Here is a 14,685-nt window from a genome sequence, read left to right as displayed (position 1 = left end):
GTGGACGGCTGGGGTCGCGGTCACCGGCGGCCGGCCCCCGCGCCCCCGCCGCCGGTGACCGCGACCCCAGCCGTCCACCAGCGCCGCGACCAGCGCGAGCAGCACGACGGCCGCCAGGGCGAGCCACCATGACGTGTTCATACGGACGACGGTACCGGCGCACCCCCCGACCCGCCCGTGCTACCGCCGCTCCAGGTCCAGCCGAACCGGTGACAGCACAGGTGAGTTCGCCCACAACAGCCCTTGGCGGAGGAGCGACGGGAGGTTTTGCGCCTTACGCTCGACGCACCGCAAGAACCCCGTCACGTTAGTTTTGACGCTCCCCGCCCGCGGAGGTTTCTGCTTTATGAAGCTCACCGTCGTCGGCTGCTCGGGGTCGTTCCCGTCCGCGGAATCGGCCTGTTCGAGCTACCTCGTAGAGGCCGACGGCTTCCGGCTGCTTCTCGACATGGGCAACGGTGCCCTTGGCGAGTTGCAGCGCCACATCGGTCTGTACGACCTCGACGCGATCTTTCTCAGCCATCTGCACGCCGACCACTGCATCGACATGTGCGCGTACTTCGTCGCACGGTACTACCGCCACGACGGCGGACGCTGCGACCCGATCCCGGTCTACGGCCCCGAGGGCACCGAGCACCGCCTCACCACCGCCTACGCGGACACCCCCACCGCCTCCTCCATGAGCGAGGTCTTCGACTTCCACACGGTCAAGCCGAGCACCTTCGACATCGGCCCGTTCACCGTCCACACCGAGCGGGTGCGTCACCCGGTGGAGGCGTACGGCATCCGCATCGAGCACGCCGGGAGGTCACTGACGTACTCGGGGGACACCGGAGTCAGCGACACGCTGGAGCAACTCGCCCGGAACACCGACCTGTTCCTCTGCGAGGCCGCCTTCACGCACGGCAAGGAGAACATCCCGGACCTCCACCTCAACGGCCGCGAGGCAGGCCAGACGGCGAAACGCGCGGGCGCGCGCAAGCTCGTCCTGACCCACATCCCCCCGTGGACCGACCCCCAGGTGAACCTGCTCGACGCACGCGAGGTGTTCAGAGGCCCGGTGGAACTGGCGGCGCCGAGGGTGTCGTACGAGATCTGAGGGGTCCGTACGCGCACAAGGGCCCCGGAACCGACCTGTTGGGGGTCGGTTCCGGGGCCCTCGTCATGCCGTACTTCCGTACTTCTGACAGTACTTCTGAAAGTACTTCTGTCAGTACTTTTGTCCGTACTTCCGTACGAAGGCGGCTCACGCCTTCGTGAGGTCCTCGACCTCCTCCTCGGGCTCGCGGCCGGGGGTGGGGAGGTTCCACCGGACGATGGCGAAGCGGAAGGTGAAGTAGTAGATCGCGGCGAAGACGAGCCCGATCGGGATGATCAGCCAGGGCTTGGTGGCGAGGTTCCAGTTCAGGCCGTAGTCGATCGCGCCGGCCGAGAAGCTGAAGCCGTGGTGCACGCCCAGGGCCCAGGTGACCGCCATGGACAGGGCGGTCAGCACCGCGTGGATGACGTACAGCGCCGGGGCGATGAACATGAACGAGAACTCGATCGGCTCGGTGATGCCGGTGACGAACGAGGTCAGTGCGAGCGAGAGCATCATGCCGCCGACGGCCTTGCGGCGTTCGGGCCGGGCGGTGTGCGTGATGGCGAGCGCGGCGGCGGGCAGCGCGAACATCATGATCGGGAAGAAGCCGGTCATGAACTGCCCGGCGGTCGGGTCGCCGTGGAAGAAGCGCGGCAGGTCACCGTGCCAGACGACACCGTGGGCATCCTTGAAGGAGCCGATCTCCTGCCAGGCCACCGTGTTGACGAACTGGTGCATGCCCACGGGGAGCAGCGCACGGTTCACAGCGCCGAAGATGCCCGCGCCCACCGCGCCCAGACCGGTCATCCACTCGCCGAAGTTGGTGATGACGTCGCCGATGGGCTCCCACACCAGACCGAAGACGACACCGACGCCGGTGCCTATGAAGGCCATCAGGATGGGGACCAGCCGACGGCCGTTGAAGAAGCCCAGCCAGTCGGGGAGCTTGGTGCGGTGGAAGCGCTGCCAGGTGACCGCGGCGATCAGGCCCATGATGATGCCGCCGAAGACCTTGGGGTCGTTGTAGGCGGCGGCCACGTCCGCACCCTTGGTGATCTTCGCTTCGGAGATGGGGAACGCGGTCAGGACGTTCTTGTAGACGAGGAAGCCCACCAGGGCGGCCAGGGCGGTCGAACCGTCGGCCTTCTTGGCGAAGCCGATGGCGATGCCGACGCAGAACAGCAGCGGCAGGTTGGCGAAGACGGCGTCGCCGGCCGTCGCGAACACCTTGGCGACTTTGTCCCAGCCGAGGCCGTCCTTGCCGAAGACGTCATCCTGGCCGAGACGCAGCAGGATGCCCGCCGCCGGAAGAACGGCGATCGGCAACTGCAGGCTGCGGCCGACCTTCTGCAGGCCCTGGAACAGGCCGGATCCCCTCTTCTTCGCGGGGACCGCCGTGGTGGTGGCGGTGCTCATACTTCCTCCAACGGGTGAACATGGTCTACACCAGTCAGTGGTGTAGACCATGTTGTAGCACGGTGAAGGCGACATAAGGAACCCGCGATTTCACAAAGAACTCAGACTGGTGTAGACCAGTCGGCGAACAGTGCGCAGACCGTGCACAGGCCCTGCGCAGGCCGTGCGCGGGTCATGGGCGGACCGCTCGCGAAGATCGGTCAACTGTGGGTTACTGCGACAAAGTGGCTCGGACCAGGGAGTACGACATGTCCACCAAGGCAGAGAAGATCGTCGCCGGACTCGGCGGCCTCGACAACATCGAAGAGGTCGAAGGCTGCATCACCCGGCTGCGCTGCGAGGTCGCCGACGCCTCGCTGGTCGACGACGCCGCCCTCAAGGCCGCCGGCGCGCACGGCGTCGTCAAGATGGGCACCGCCGTCCAGGTCGTCATCGGCACGGACGCCGACCCGATCGCGGCGGAGATCGAAGACCTGATGTGACGTGATGTGAACGCCCTTGCGTAGTACGGACGTTCGTCCCTGAGGGGCCCTTTCCCACCGGCGGGAAAGGGCCCCTCCCGCCGTTGCGGCTAGGCTCGTCGCCATGTCACGTATCGACGGCCGCACCCCCGACCAACTCCGACCCGTCACCATCGAGCGCGGGTGGAGCAAGCACGCCGAGGGCTCCGTCCTCGTCTCCTTCGGCGACACGAAGGTCTTCTGCACCGCCTCCGTCACGGAGGGCGTCCCGCGCTGGCGCAAGGGCAGCGGCGAGGGCTGGGTCACCGCCGAATACTCGATGCTCCCGCGCGCCACCAACACCCGCGGCGACCGCGAATCGGTCCGCGGCAAGATCGGCGGCCGTACGCACGAGATCAGCCGCCTCATCGGCCGCTCCCTGCGCGCGGTCATCGACTGCAAGGCGCTCGGCGAGAACACGATCGTCCTCGACTGCGACGTCCTCCAGGCCGACGGCGGCACCCGTACGGCCGCCATCACCGGCGCGTACGTCGCCCTCGCCGACGCGATCACCTGGGCCCAGGGCAAGAAGCTGATCCGCGCGGGCCGCCAGCCCCTCACCGGCACGGTGAGCGCGGTGTCCGTGGGCATCGTCGGCGGGATCCCGCTCCTCGACCTCTGCTACGAGGAGGACGTGCGCGCCGAGACCGACATGAACGTCGTCTGCACCGGCGACGGCCGCTTCGTCGAGGTCCAGGGCACCGCCGAGGCCGAACCGTTCGCCCGTGACGAGCTGAACTCCCTCCTCGACCTCGCGGTCGCCGGCTGCACGGACCTGGCGGCACTCCAGCGCAAGGCACTGGACGCGACCCTGGAAAGGTGAGCGCGGAAAGGTAAAGGGCGCGCCAAATGCAGTGGCGGTCGCGGGCAACCGTGCCGCCACTCCACCGCGTCTCCAGGACTACGCAGGAAAATGGGCGTACGGCCGCACACGCGCCGTACGCCCGATCCGTCAAACGGAGGGAACCCGAACCATGGCAGTCAGCCGCCGAATCCGCAGCGCACGAGGACTCGCGAAGGGGCGCCGTGCCGCCGCCGTCGCCACCACCGTGGCGGCCGTCGCACTGACCGCCGGGCTCACCACCGGGTGCGACGCCGTCAACAAGGCCCTGGACTGCGTCCAGACCGCCGACGCCATCGCCACCAGCGTCTCCAACCTCAAGAACGCCGTACAGAACGCGGCGAACGACCCGACGCAGGCGGACGAGGCCCTGTCGGCGATCAACAAGAGCCTCGACGACCTCGGTGACAAGACGGACAACACCGACGTCAACAAGGCGGTCGACGACCTCAAGAAGGCCGTGGACAACGTCAGTTCGGCCATCAAGAACGGCGATCAGACCCCGGACGTCAGCGGAGTCACGGACGCGGCGGGCGAGTTGACGAAGGTCTGCACGTCGTAGCCGCGGCAGCCGTCGTGAGCGGCGTGAAGGGGCACGATTGAGCCGGGGATACTGGACGCCATGACACGCCTGATCCTCGCCACCCGCAACGCCGGAAAGATCACCGAGCTGCGGCAGATCCTCGCCGACGCGGCCCTCCCCATGGACCTGGTCGGCGCGGAGGCCTACCCCGACATCCCCGACGTCAAGGAAACAGGCGTCACCTTCGCGGAGAACGCCCTGCTCAAGGCGCATGCCCTCGCCCAGGCGACGGGCCTCCCGGCGGTGGCCGACGACTCGGGCCTGTGCGTGGACGTCCTGAACGGCGCCCCGGGCATCTTCTCGGCCCGCTGGTCGGGACGGCACGGCGACGACCGGGCCAACCTGGAACTCCTCCTGGCCCAGTTGTCGGACATCGCGGACGAACACCGGGGCGCCCACTTCGCCTGTGCGGCGGCCCTGGCGCTGCCGGACGGCACGGAACGGGTGGTCGAGGGCCGGCTGAGGGGCGTACTCCGCCACACCCCGGAGGGCACGGGCGGCTTCGGCTACGACCCGATCCTCCAGCCGGACGGCGAGACACGCACGTGCGCGGAACTGACGGCGGCGGAGAAGAACGCGATCAGCCATCGGGGGCAGGCGTTCCGGGGGTTGGTGCCGGTGGTTCGGGAGCTGCTGGGCTGAGGAGCCTGTACTTGAAAGGTCCGGCTTACGGAAGTCGTAAGCCGGACCTTTCAAATGAAGGTCAGTGCGGCCTGAGGGATTCGAACCCTCACGGGATTTCTCCCATCGCACCCTAAATGCGAGGCGTCTGCCGTTCCGCCAAGGCCGCTGACCGCCTGTCGTCGAGCATGACGGGCGGCTGCAAGTGTACGGCGGTCCATGGCTGTCCGGCGAGCGGCATTTTCTCTTTCCGTCGACACCACGTATCTGTCAGTGCATGGCAGTTCGGGCACAGGTACCGCAGATTCTCCTGGCGGTTGTCGTGCCAGTCCCCGTTGATGTGGTCGATCTGCAAGGTAATGGGGCGGCCCAGCCATTCACCGGTGTTGCCGCAGCTCTCGCACGCGTAGGGCACCCCGACCTCGTTCAGGGCGCGGTGGAGTTGGGCCCTGTTGGTCCGGGCCGCGTGGGCGGGCAGAAGGACCAGCACCCGGGGAGCTGTGGGTGCGGGCGCGGCGGTATCGGGTTGACCCCAGGCTCGGCGCGTGAAGTGGGTGGTGTCGAGGCCGAGACGTCCTGCCGTGCGACGGACTCGCCGGTGGTTGACGTCGTTGACATCCAGACCGAGGCCACGCATCACGTCGGCATAGCTCGTGGAGCGCGGTACGAGGTCGCGAAGCTTGTCCTCGGGGATGGCCGCGCGCCGATGCGAGAGATGCTCCGTACTGATGCCCTGCGTACGCAGCATGCGGCTCAGCGTCGCACGTGGCCGGCTGTCGTCCGGTACGCCCAGAGCGCGAGCCACGCCACGCACGCTGGTCGCGCCTGCTGCCGCGGCTCTCAACTCCTCGGAGGTGAAGGGCAAGTCCAAGTCCGCGCGATTCGCTCCGGGGAAGTGGCTGATGTCGATTCCTGCGGCATCGATACGACGCCTGATGTGGGAAAGGGTTCCGGTGGCCGGGGTGGCGCCCAGCTTCAGGGCCACTTCGCGCAGCGAGGACGACGAGGCCGCGGCTTCCGTGATGGCGGTGTCCGGGTACTTGCGCCACGGGCTGCGTTTTACGAAGTGGCTGGTGTCCAGCCTGTGACCGGCGACTTTCTCCTGAAGCACGCGCCGCTGACCTCCACTGGGCCGGAGAGCGAGCCGCCGCATCAGGTCCGTCCAGTTGCGCGCTTCAGCAACGGCCCGCGCGAGCCGCTCCTTGTCGTACGGGTCTGTGGATGGCATCGCCGAGTGTCCCCTCCATGGTTCCCGACCACCCGTTCGTGGCCTCGCACGGAGTAACGAACCGTTTATCGGACAGTCACGCCCGAAATGCGAAAGCGGCCCGTGCCGGACCTGAACCGGCGCGGGCCGCCAGAGCGGGCGGAGGGGGACCTCAGACGCCCAGGTCCTTGATGATCTTCGCTACGTGGCCCGTGGCGCGGACGTTGTACAGGGCCCGTTCCACCTTGCCCTCCTCGTCCACGATGATCGTGGAGCGGATGACGCCCATGTACGTCTTGCCGTAGTTCATCTTCTCGCCGAAGGCGCCGTACGCCTCCAGGACCGCCTTCTCCGTGTCGCCGAGGAGGGTGACCTTCAGGTTCTCCTTCTCGCGGAACTTGGCGAGCTTCTCCGGCTTGTCGGGGGAGATGCCGATCACGTCGTACCCGGCGCCGGCCAGGACGTCGAGGTTGTCCGTGAAGTCGCAGGCCTGCTTGGTGCAGCCGGGGGTCAGGGCGGCCGGGTAGAAGTAGACGATGACCTTGCGGCCCTTGTGGTCGGCCAGCGACACCTCGTTGCCGTCGGCGTCGGGCAGGGTGAAGGCCGGGGCCACGTCACCGGGCTGGAGTCGCTCGCTCATCCGTCTGGTCTCCTCGTACGTCCATGCGTGTTCGGGTGTTGTCTCGCGCGTCCGCGAAGCTGCGTGGCGGGCGCCTGGTCGAGCCTAACCGGGGGTGCTGACAGTGCGGGTCGAGGCGGAACTGACAGACTGTCGTGAGCAATGCATCCAGCGGACTTCGGAGGGCGTACGGTGGCGGACACCTCGGACAGCAGCAGAACCCCGGCGCAGATCGAGGCGGACATCAGGCGTCGTCGCGAGACGCTGGCCGAGACGCTCGACGAGATCGGGGTGCGGGTGCACCCGAAGACCATCGTCGGTGACGCCAAGGCCAAGGTCGCCTCGAACATCGATCACACCCTCGGGCGTGCGTACGTCGCCGTCAACCGTGTCGTCGGTGACGTCAAGGGACAGTTCGTCGACGAGGACGGGGCGCCCCGGATCGAGCGCATCGTGCCTGTCGCTCTTGTGGCGGTGGGGCTTGTCGGGCTGCTGGCCCTGGGGTCCCGGCGGCGCAAGGGCTGACGAGGCAGGTAGGTTCGGAGTGTGAGCGTCAAAAGCAATGATCAGAGCACCCATCACGACAAGCTGCCCATCCGGATGCTGCACGACCGTGTGCTCGTCCGGCAGGACGTCGGCGAGGGCGAGCGGCGGTCCGGCGGCGGCATCCTGATCCCCGCCACCGCTGCCGTCGGGCGTCGGCTGGCCTGGGCGGAGGTCGTCGCGGTGGGGCAGAACGTACGTACGGTGGAGCCCGGCGACCGTGTGCTGTACGACCCGGAGGACCTCGCCGAGGTGGAGGTGCGCGGAGTCGCCTACGTCCTCATGCGTGAGCGCGATCTCCACGCCGTCGCGGCGGACCGCTTCGAGGGCTCCGAGGACTCGACCGGGCTCTATCTGTAGATCTGCTGGATCTGCTGGATCTGCGGGACCGCTCGAATTCGCTGGATCGGCGGCAAGCACGAAGGGGCTGGTGACCGTCGTCACCAGCCCCTTTTGTGTTCCCTCAGTTCCTCAGTCCTCAGTCCTCAGTTCCTTCTTGCCGGGAGCAGCGCGCCGCCCGTCGCCCCCGGCGTCGTTCCGCCGTCGGTGCCGCCGGTGTCGGTGGTCCCGCCGCCCGTGTCGGTCGTGCCGCCGGTGTCCGTGGTGCCGCCGGTGTCGGTGGTCCCGCCGCCGGTGTCGGTCGTGCCGCCCGTGTTCGTCGTACCGCCGGTGGTGGTGGTCCCGCCGGTGTTCGTCGTGCCGCCGGTCGTCGGGGTGCCGCCCGTGGTGGTGGGCCCGCCCGTCGTCGTGCCGCCCGTGGTGGGCGTCCCGGTCGGCGCGCTCGGGGTTGCCTGGCCGCCGCCGGTCGTGGCGCCGCCGTTGTCCTGGCCGGCGTCGGTGCCGGGCTCGGGCGACGGGTTGGCGGGCGGGAGCGGCGCTTCGTCGGCGCCGTCCTGGAGCTGGAGGTCGAAGTCCTTCGCCGCCTTGCCCTTCAGGGCGTCCTTGGTGAACTGGGCCCAGATCTCGGCGGGGGCGCCGCCGCCGTTGACGCGTTCGAGGCCCATCGCGCCGTACAGCGACTTGTGCTTGCCGGTCTCCGGGTCCTGGCCCATGACCGAGACGACGGTCGCGAGGTCGGGGGTGTAGCCGGCGAACCAGGCCGCCGTGTCCTCCTCGGCCGTGCCGGTCTTGCCGGCCACCGGACGATCGGCCTCCTGGGCGGCGGTCGCCGTGCCCTCCTCGACCACGCTCTGCAGGACCGCGGTGGTCGTGTCGGCGGCCTCCCGTGACACGACCTGCTTCGTCTTCTGCTTCGGGAGGGCCACCGCGCCCTCCTCGCCGTCCTTGGTGATCTCCTCGACGATCGTGTACGTGCCGTGCCTGCCGTGGTTCGCGAGCGTGGCGTAGGCCTCCGCCATGTCGAGGACGCTGGCCGTGGACGTACCGAGCGCGATGGACGGGTACGGGTTGAGGTCGGGGGTGTCGGACGGCAGGCCGAGGTCGATCGCCGTCTGCTTGACCTTCGAGGGGCCGACGTCCACCGCCATCTGCGCGTACACCGAGTTCACGGACTTGTTGGTGGCCGTGCGGACCGTGATCTGGCCGTACGAGCCCTGGTCCTCGTTCTCGGGGGCGTACTCGCCGCCGTTCCAGCCCTGGACCGGGCGCTTGTTGGTGCCGTCGTAGTACGTGTTCGGGGTGATCGGCTGGCCGTCCTGGGTCACCGAGCCGTTCTGGACGGCGGAGGTGAACACGAACGGCTTGAAGGTGGAGCCGTCCTGGTAGTCACGGCGGGTCGCGTTGTTGACGTACTGCTTGGTGTAGTCGATGCCGCCGTACATCGCGACGACCTTGCCGGAGGCCGGGTCGATGGAGACGCCGCCCGCGCGGACGTAGTTGTCGACCTTGTTGTTCTTCTTGTCGAGGTTCTTCATCACCTTGTCGTTGACGGCCTTCACGAAGGCGTCCTGCTTGGACTTCTGCAGGGTGGTGGTGATGCGGTAGCCGCCGGCCTGGAGCTGGTCCTCGGTGAGGATCTTGTTGTCGAAGAGGTAGTCGTTGACCGCCTTGACGAGGTAGCCGCGCTGCCCGGACATGCCTGTCGAGACGATCGACTGCTTCGGCTCGGGGAAGGTGATCGCCTTCCGCGCGGACTCCGTCAGCCAGCCCTGCTTGACCATGCCGTCGAGGACGTAGTTCCAACGGGCGAGCGCGGCCTGCTTGTTCTCGGGGTGGGCGATGACGTCGTACTCGCTCGGCGCGTTCAGCAGCGCGGCGAGGTAGGCGCCCTGGCCGGGGGTCAGGTCGACGGCGTCGACGCCGTAGTAGGCCTGGGCGGCGGCCTGTTCGCCGTACGAGTTGCGGCCGAAGTAGCTGGTGTTGAGGTAGCCCTCAAGGATCTGGTCCTTGGACTTCACCCGGTCCAGCTTGATCGAGATGAAGAACTCCTTCACCTTTCGGGTGACGGTCTGCTCCTGCGCGAGGTAGTAGTTCTTCACGTACTGCTGGGTGATCGTCGAGCCGGACTGCTTGCCCTTGCCGGTCACCGTGTTCCAGGCGGCGCGGATCATCGCCTTGGGGTCGATGGCGGACTCGGTGTAGAAGTCGCGGTCCTCGGCGGCCAGGACGGCGTGCTGGGCGTCCTTGGAGATCTGCCCGAGTGTCACGTTCTCCCGGTTGACCTCGCCGTCGCGGGCGAGCTGGCTGCCGTCCGCGTAGAGGTAGACGTTGCTCTGCTTGATGGCCGCCGCGTTCGCCGCCGGGATGTGCACCATGTAGTAGCCGAGCGCGAACAGGCCCATGACCAGCAGCATCGACAACAGGAACGCGCCGAGCAGGAACCGCCAGGTCGGGATCAGCCGCCGCCATCCCTTGCGCCGGGGCCGCTTGGCCTTCTTGGCCTTCTTGCCCTCCTGGGCGATCTCCGGCTGCGCGGGCTGCGCGGGCTGCGCGGGCGCTCCGGGCTGTCCGGGAATCCCGGCCGCGGCCACACCGGCGTGCACGCCGGGTTGCGCTTCGGCCTGCGCACCGGCCTGCGCACCGGCCTGTACGGCGGCGGCTTGCAGGCTCGCCCGCAGGGCGGCCCGCCGGTCGGGGCGTGCGTCGGCTCCCACGACGGCCTGTGCGACGGGCTGTGCGACGGTCCGCGCCTCAGGCGCCCCGGCGGGCGCCTGCCCCTCGGGCTTGGCCTCGGGCCGCGTGACGGGCTGTGCGGCGGTCCGTACCTCCGGCCGCGTGACGCGAAGTACGGCCGTCCGCTCCTCAGGTTCCTCGGCGGGCGCCTCGTCACGGGCCTCGTCACGGGCCTTTTCACGAGTCTCGTCACGGGCCTCGTCACGGGTCTCGTCACGTGTCTGGTCACGGGCCTCGGCGGGTTCCGCGCCGGGCTGTACGCCGCCGGGCCTCGCCTCCGGTTCCGCGTCCGGTGTCGCTTCGGGCTGTGCGCCGGGTTCCAGATCCGGTTCCACGTCGGGTCTTCTGGGTGCCGAGCCCTGCGTCGGCTGCTGCGGCTCTGGCTGGTCGCTCATGTCGTGCACGGACTCCTGTTTCGCGTCGCACGTTGCCGTACGACCTCTTTCACCACTTCAAACGTTTTCTGCGCCCCCTCCTCAAGACTGTCGCACCCGGCGATCAGTTCCCTGACCCGGGCACGCTTCCTGCCCGAAAACGCGTGGCGGGCGGACAGGAGTGCGGACTAAGCTCCTGCGCTTCGGTCCTGACGCGTTGGGGAAGGCTGGTGTCGTGGGTTCTGGGCGGTTGTACGCGGCCGTCGCGGTGGGGGGTTTTCGACGGTATGCCACCTACCGGACGGCCACGCTGGCGGGGGTGTTCACGAACACCGTATTCGGCGTGATCCTTGCCTCCACCTACACCGCCCTGTGGGACGAGAGACCGCACCTGGGCGGGTACGACCAGTCCGATGCTCTCACCTACGTATGGCTCGGTCAGGCGCTGCTGACGACCATGTGTGTGATGGGCACGGGCTTCGAGGACGAGCTGATCGAGCGTATCCGTACGGGTGACATCGCGATCGACCTTTACCGGCCGGCCGACCTCCAGATGTGGTGGCTGGCCCAGGATCTGGGGCGGGCCCTGTTCCAGTTCGTGGGCCGCGGGCTGATCCCGTTCGCGGTCGGCGCCTGGCTCTTCGACCTGACGCTCCCGGCCTCCCCGCTGACCTGGCTGGCGTTCCTGGTCGCGGTCGCGCTGGGGGCGCTGGTCAGCTACTCCTTCCGGTTCCTGGTGGCGCTGGCCGCGTTCTGGCTGATGGACGGTGCGGGCATCGTCCAGATGACATGGCTCGCGGGTGTCTTCTGCTCCGGCATGGTGCTGCCGCTGAACGTCTTTCCCGGGGTGCTCGGCGAGGTCGTACGGGCCCTGCCGTGGGCGGCGCTGATCCAGGCGCCGGCGGACGTCCTGCTCGGGGCGGCGGATCCGGTGGGCACGTTCGCCTTCCAGGCCGGGTGGGCGGTGGCGCTGCTGGCGGCGGGGCGTTTCCTACAGGCGGCGGCTACTCGGCGGGTGGTGGTTCAGGGTGGGTGACGTGGGCGTTTCCGGCGCGGTGGGGACAGGCGTCCGAACCGGGAGCCGTGCACACGATGACCGGGACGGTTGGGGTGCCTGGGACGACGGGCCCCTCGGCCGCTGGGAGCGGGTGCTCGACGGCGTACGCGCCTACCGGATGATCGCCGGGATGTGGATCCGGTCCACGATGGCCTACCGGGTCTCCTTCGTGATGACCACGATCGGGAACCTCACGGCGACCGGCCTGGACTTCCTGGCGATCGTGCTGATGTTCTCCCGGATCGACCGGCTCGGCGGCTACTCGCTGCCCGAGATCGCGTTTCTGTACGGGCTGTCGGCGATCTCGTTCGGGACCGCCGATCTCGTCGTCGGGTCGATGGACCGGCTCGGGCGCCGAGTCCGCGACGGCACCCTGGACACACTGCTCGTCCGTCCGGCGCCGGTGCTCGCGCAGGTCGCGGCGGACCGGTTCGCGCTGCGCCGCCTCGGCCGGATCACCCAGGGTCTGGCGGTGCTCGGCTACGCCCTGCTCACCCTCGACGACGTCCACTGGACGATCCTCAAGGTGCTGCTGGTGCCGGTGACGGTGATCAGCGGCGGGGCGATCTTCTGCGCGGTGTTCGTCGGCGGCGCGGCCTTCCAGTTCGTGGCGCGGGACGCCTCCGAGGTGCAGAACGCGTTCACGTACGGCGGGGCCACCCTGTTGCAGTATCCGCCGGGCCTGTTCGCGCGGGACCTGGTGCGCGGGGTGACGTTCGTCCTCCCGCTGGCCTTCGTCAACTGGCTGCCCGCGCTGTACGTGCTGGGCCGCCCCTATCCGCTCGACCTGCCGGAGTGGGTGGCGTTCCTGCCGCCGCTGGTGGCGGCGGGCTGCTGCGCGCTGGCCGGACTGGCCTGGCGGGCGGGACTTCGTTCGTACCGGAGCACGGGGAGTTAGCAAGTGGACGGTCCCTTCAACGAGTCCTTCAACGAGTCCTTCGCTGACTCCTTCAATGGCTCCTCCCATGACTCCTCCCATGACTCCTTCATCGAGCTGGACGGCGTCGAGAAGGTGTTCGACGTGCGCAAGCGGACCGGGTTCATGCGCAGTGAGCGGCGCGAGGTGCGGGCGGTCGACTCGATCTCCTTCCGGGTGGCCCGGGGGGAGATGGTCGGCTACATCGGCCCGAACGGCGCCGGGAAGTCCACCACCATCAAGATGCTGACGGGCATCCTCACGCCCAGCGGGGGCAGGCTGCGCGTCGCCGGCATCGACCCGTCCCGGGAGCGGACCCGCCTCGCGCGGCGCATCGGGGTGGTGTTCGGGCAGCGTACGACGCTGTGGTGGGACCTCCCGCTGATCGACTCGTACCGTCTGATGCACCGCATGTACCGCATCCCCGACGCCCGTTACCGGGAGAACCTGGACCGCTGCGTCGAACTCCTCGAACTGGCCGACCTGTTGGACGTGCCGGTACGCCAACTGTCCCTGGGCCAGCGGATGCGGGGCGACATCGCGGCGGCGCTGCTGCACGACCCCGAGGTGCTGTATCTCGACGAGCCGACGATCGGCCTGGACGTCATCTCCAAGGCCCGGGTCCGCGAGTTCCTCCGCGACCTGAACACCGAGCGCGGTACGACGGTCCTGCTCACCACGCACGACCTCCAGGACATCGAGCAGTTGTGCTCGCGCGTCATGGTCATCGACCACGGCCGTCTGATGTACGACGGCCCGCTGACCGGTCTGCACGAGGTGGGCGACAGCGAGCGGACCCTCGTCGTGGACCTGGAGCGAGAGCTGCCGCCGATCGAGGTGCCGTCGGCGCGGGTCGTACGGGTGGAGGGTCCGCGTCAGTGGCTGGCGTTCCCGGCGTCGGAGTCGGCGGCTCCGCTGGTCGCGCGGATCGCGGCGGAGTATCCGCTGGTGGACCTGTCGGTACGGGACCCGGACATCGAGGCGGTGATCGCGAAGATGTACGCGGACCAGGCCGAGAAGGCGGGGCGCGCGGCCTCGTAGCCTCCCTCGCGGGGACCTCGTAGGCTGCGTTCATGACGGACGACCTTCCGGAGCTGCGCGCCTCCGACGCCGATCGTGAACGAGTCGCCGAGGTACTGCGGGACGCCCTCGCGGAGGGCCGGCTCGACATGGCCGAGTTCGAGGAACGGCTCGACGCGACCTACCAGGCGCGTACGTACGGCGAGTTGACGCCGATCACCCGTGACCTGCCCGGGGCCGGAGTGAGCGTGCCCGCCGTGAACATGGTCAAGCGGCCTGCGGGGACCGGGGGTTGGGCGGACAGGATCGTCGGGGGCGAGGGTTCCTCGCAGTGGGGCGTCGCCATCATGGGCGGGTTCCAGCGCAGGGGGCGCTGGACGGTGCCGCGCCGGTTCAACGCGTTCACCTTCTGGGGCGGCGGCGAACTCGACCTGAGGGACGCGAACTTCACGGACGGTGAGGTGGTCCTCAACTGCGTGGCCATCATGGGCGGCATCACGGTGATCGTGCCGCCCGGTGTGGAGGTCGTCGTGCGCGGCATCGGCATCATGGGCGGCTTCGACCACAGCCAGGAGGGCGTACTGGGCGACCCCGGCGCCCCCCGAGTCGTCATCCAGGGCCTCGCCTTCTGGGGCGGTGTAGGCATCACCCGCAAGCTCCCCAAGGCAGACCGCCAACGCCTCAGGGACGAACGCCGCGAGGAACGAAAACTGGAACGGAGGGAGAGGCGGGAGGGGCGGGCGGGGCGAGGGGAACTGGAAGGCCCGGACCCGGACTACCGCTGAGTCCCTGCCCCATCCCTTGAAACCCCGCCCGGCTGGCGCGCCCTTTCAGG

General features: G+C 68.8%; 15 protein-coding genes, 1 tRNA gene and 1 pseudogene. 11 read left to right on the top strand and 6 right to left on the bottom strand.

What is annotated here, in order from left to right; genetic code table 11:
* A pseudogene (locus AOK08_RS46995) lies at positions 1-141 on the bottom strand (type II toxin-antitoxin system PemK/MazF family toxin); the annotation flags it as partial.
* A gap of 205 nt (positions 142-346) precedes the next feature.
* Here AOK08_RS46995 and AOK08_RS03920 point away from each other — a divergent pair.
* Positions 347-1,099 (top strand): MBL fold metallo-hydrolase, encoded by a 753-nt coding sequence (locus AOK08_RS03920; protein ID WP_055523662.1) that lies wholly within the window; start codon positions 347-349, stop codon positions 1,097-1,099.
* A 147-nt stretch (positions 1,100-1,246) separates the two neighbouring features.
* On the opposite strand, the gene AOK08_RS03915 is transcribed toward AOK08_RS03920, so the two are convergent.
* Entirely contained in the window at positions 1,247-2,497 is a 1,251-nt protein-coding gene (locus tag AOK08_RS03915) for a PTS transporter subunit EIIC (RefSeq protein WP_055523660.1), read from the bottom strand.
* A gap of 224 nt (positions 2,498-2,721) precedes the next feature.
* Here AOK08_RS03915 and AOK08_RS03910 point away from each other — a divergent pair, with 224 nt between their 5' ends.
* The 4 genes from AOK08_RS03910 (at position 2,722) to rdgB (ending at position 5,063) form a co-directional block, all read left to right on the top strand.
* Positions 2,722-2,979, top strand: coding sequence for a PTS sugar transporter subunit IIB (locus AOK08_RS03910; RefSeq protein ID WP_277816006.1), 258 nt, complete (start codon positions 2,722-2,724; stop codon positions 2,977-2,979).
* A 103-nt stretch (positions 2,980-3,082) separates the two neighbouring features.
* Positions 3,083-3,820: a ribonuclease PH gene (gene rph, locus AOK08_RS03905; RefSeq protein ID WP_055523657.1), complete on the top strand. Its 738-nt coding sequence runs from the start codon at positions 3,083-3,085 to the stop codon at positions 3,818-3,820.
* 151 nt (positions 3,821-3,971) lie between these two features.
* Positions 3,972-4,400: a hypothetical protein gene (locus AOK08_RS03900; protein ID WP_055523655.1), complete on the top strand. Its 429-nt coding sequence runs from the start codon at positions 3,972-3,974 to the stop codon at positions 4,398-4,400.
* Positions 4,401-4,460: 60 nt separating this feature from the next.
* On the top strand, positions 4,461-5,063 hold the full coding sequence (rdgB, locus tag AOK08_RS03895; protein ID WP_055523654.1) for an RdgB/HAM1 family non-canonical purine NTP pyrophosphatase: 603 nt from the start codon (positions 4,461-4,463) through the stop codon (positions 5,061-5,063).
* 65 nt (positions 5,064-5,128) lie between these two features.
* On the opposite strand, the gene AOK08_RS03890 is transcribed toward rdgB, so the two are convergent.
* The 3 genes from AOK08_RS03890 to bcp all read right to left on the bottom strand — a co-directional run bounded on the left by AOK08_RS03890 (position 5,129) and on the right by bcp (position 6,889).
* Positions 5,129-5,211: transfer RNA gene (locus AOK08_RS03890), tRNA-Leu, on the bottom strand.
* Positions 5,176-6,270: an HNH endonuclease signature motif containing protein gene (locus tag AOK08_RS03885; protein WP_157876556.1), complete on the bottom strand. Its 1,095-nt coding sequence runs from the start codon at positions 6,268-6,270 to the stop codon at positions 5,176-5,178. Before AOK08_RS03885 ends, AOK08_RS03890 begins: the two co-directional genes overlap by 36 nt.
* A 151-nt stretch (positions 6,271-6,421) precedes the next feature.
* On the bottom strand, positions 6,422-6,889 hold the full coding sequence (bcp, locus tag AOK08_RS03880) for a thioredoxin-dependent thiol peroxidase (RefSeq protein ID WP_055523652.1): 468 nt from the start codon (positions 6,887-6,889) through the stop codon (positions 6,422-6,424).
* Between the two features lie 171 nt (positions 6,890-7,060).
* Between bcp and AOK08_RS03875 the strand changes: the two genes are divergently transcribed.
* Both AOK08_RS03875 and AOK08_RS03870 read left to right on the top strand, forming a co-directional pair.
* Positions 7,061-7,393, top strand: coding sequence for a DUF3618 domain-containing protein (locus AOK08_RS03875; RefSeq protein ID WP_055523666.1), 333 nt, complete (start codon positions 7,061-7,063; stop codon positions 7,391-7,393).
* 21 nt (positions 7,394-7,414) lie between these two features.
* On the top strand, positions 7,415-7,771 hold the full coding sequence (locus tag AOK08_RS03870) for a GroES family chaperonin (protein ID WP_055523650.1): 357 nt from the start codon (positions 7,415-7,417) through the stop codon (positions 7,769-7,771).
* A 125-nt stretch (positions 7,772-7,896) separates the two neighbouring features.
* Here the strand turns inward: AOK08_RS03870 and AOK08_RS03865 are convergent, their stop codons facing one another.
* A complete protein-coding gene (locus tag AOK08_RS03865; RefSeq protein ID WP_241826813.1) occupies positions 7,897-10,878 on the bottom strand; it encodes a transglycosylase domain-containing protein in 2,982 nt (993 codons plus the stop codon).
* A gap of 214 nt (positions 10,879-11,092) precedes the next feature.
* On the opposite strand from AOK08_RS03865, the gene AOK08_RS03860 reads away from it, so the two are divergent.
* The 4 genes from AOK08_RS03860 to AOK08_RS03845 all read left to right on the top strand — a co-directional run bounded on the left by AOK08_RS03860 (position 11,093) and on the right by AOK08_RS03845 (position 14,635).
* Positions 11,093-11,893 (top strand): ABC transporter permease, encoded by an 801-nt coding sequence (locus tag AOK08_RS03860; protein ID WP_055523647.1) that lies wholly within the window; start codon positions 11,093-11,095, stop codon positions 11,891-11,893.
* A 1-nt stretch (position 11,894) separates the two neighbouring features.
* Positions 11,895-12,812 carry an ABC transporter permease gene (locus AOK08_RS03855; protein ID WP_422125723.1) on the top strand — a complete coding sequence of 306 codons (918 nt, stop codon included), beginning with the start codon at positions 11,895-11,897 and terminating at the stop codon, positions 12,810-12,812.
* 90 nt (positions 12,813-12,902) lie between these two features.
* Positions 12,903-13,871 (top strand): ABC transporter ATP-binding protein, encoded by a 969-nt coding sequence (locus AOK08_RS03850; RefSeq protein ID WP_055523664.1) that lies wholly within the window; start codon positions 12,903-12,905, stop codon positions 13,869-13,871.
* Between the two features lie 32 nt (positions 13,872-13,903).
* Positions 13,904-14,635: a DUF1707 SHOCT-like domain-containing protein gene (locus AOK08_RS03845; RefSeq protein WP_055523646.1), complete on the top strand. Its 732-nt coding sequence runs from the start codon at positions 13,904-13,906 to the stop codon at positions 14,633-14,635.
* The last annotated feature ends 50 nt before the right edge of the window (positions 14,636-14,685 follow it).

Origin of the sequence: Streptomyces graminilatus, assembly GCF_001418565.1 — a bacterium.
GTDB classification, from domain to species: domain Bacteria; phylum Actinomycetota; class Actinomycetes; order Streptomycetales; family Streptomycetaceae; genus Streptomyces; species Streptomyces graminilatus.
The sequence above is the reverse complement of the archived record's forward strand: the minus strand, read 5'-3'. Positions and strand labels throughout refer to the sequence as shown.

Excerpts from the sequence above, each read along its gene's own strand:
- AOK08_RS03920 (WP_055523662.1), top strand. The coding sequence starts at position 347 with ATGAAGCTCACCGTCGTCGGCTGCTCGGGGTCGTTCCCGTCCGCGGAA.
- AOK08_RS03900 (WP_055523655.1), top strand. The coding sequence starts at position 3,972 with ATGGCAGTCAGCCGCCGAATCCGCAGCGCACGAGGACTCGCGAAGGGG.
- rdgB (WP_055523654.1), top strand. The coding sequence starts at position 4,461 with ATGACACGCCTGATCCTCGCCACCCGCAACGCCGGAAAGATCACCGAG.
- AOK08_RS03845 (WP_055523646.1), top strand. The coding sequence starts at position 13,904 with ATGACGGACGACCTTCCGGAGCTGCGCGCCTCCGACGCCGATCGTGAA.
- AOK08_RS03915 (WP_055523660.1), bottom strand. The coding sequence starts at position 2,497 with ATGAGCACCGCCACCACCACGGCGGTCCCCGCGAAGAAGAGGGGATCC.
- bcp (WP_055523652.1), bottom strand. The coding sequence starts at position 6,889 with ATGAGCGAGCGACTCCAGCCCGGTGACGTGGCCCCGGCCTTCACCCTG.
- AOK08_RS03885 (WP_157876556.1), bottom strand. The coding sequence starts at position 6,270 with ATGCCATCCACAGACCCGTACGACAAGGAGCGGCTCGCGCGGGCCGTT.
- rph (WP_055523657.1), top strand. The coding sequence starts at position 3,083 with ATGTCACGTATCGACGGCCGCACCCCCGACCAACTCCGACCCGTCACC.
- AOK08_RS03865 (WP_241826813.1), bottom strand. The coding sequence starts at position 10,878 with ATGAGCGACCAGCCAGAGCCGCAGCAGCCGACGCAGGGCTCGGCACCC.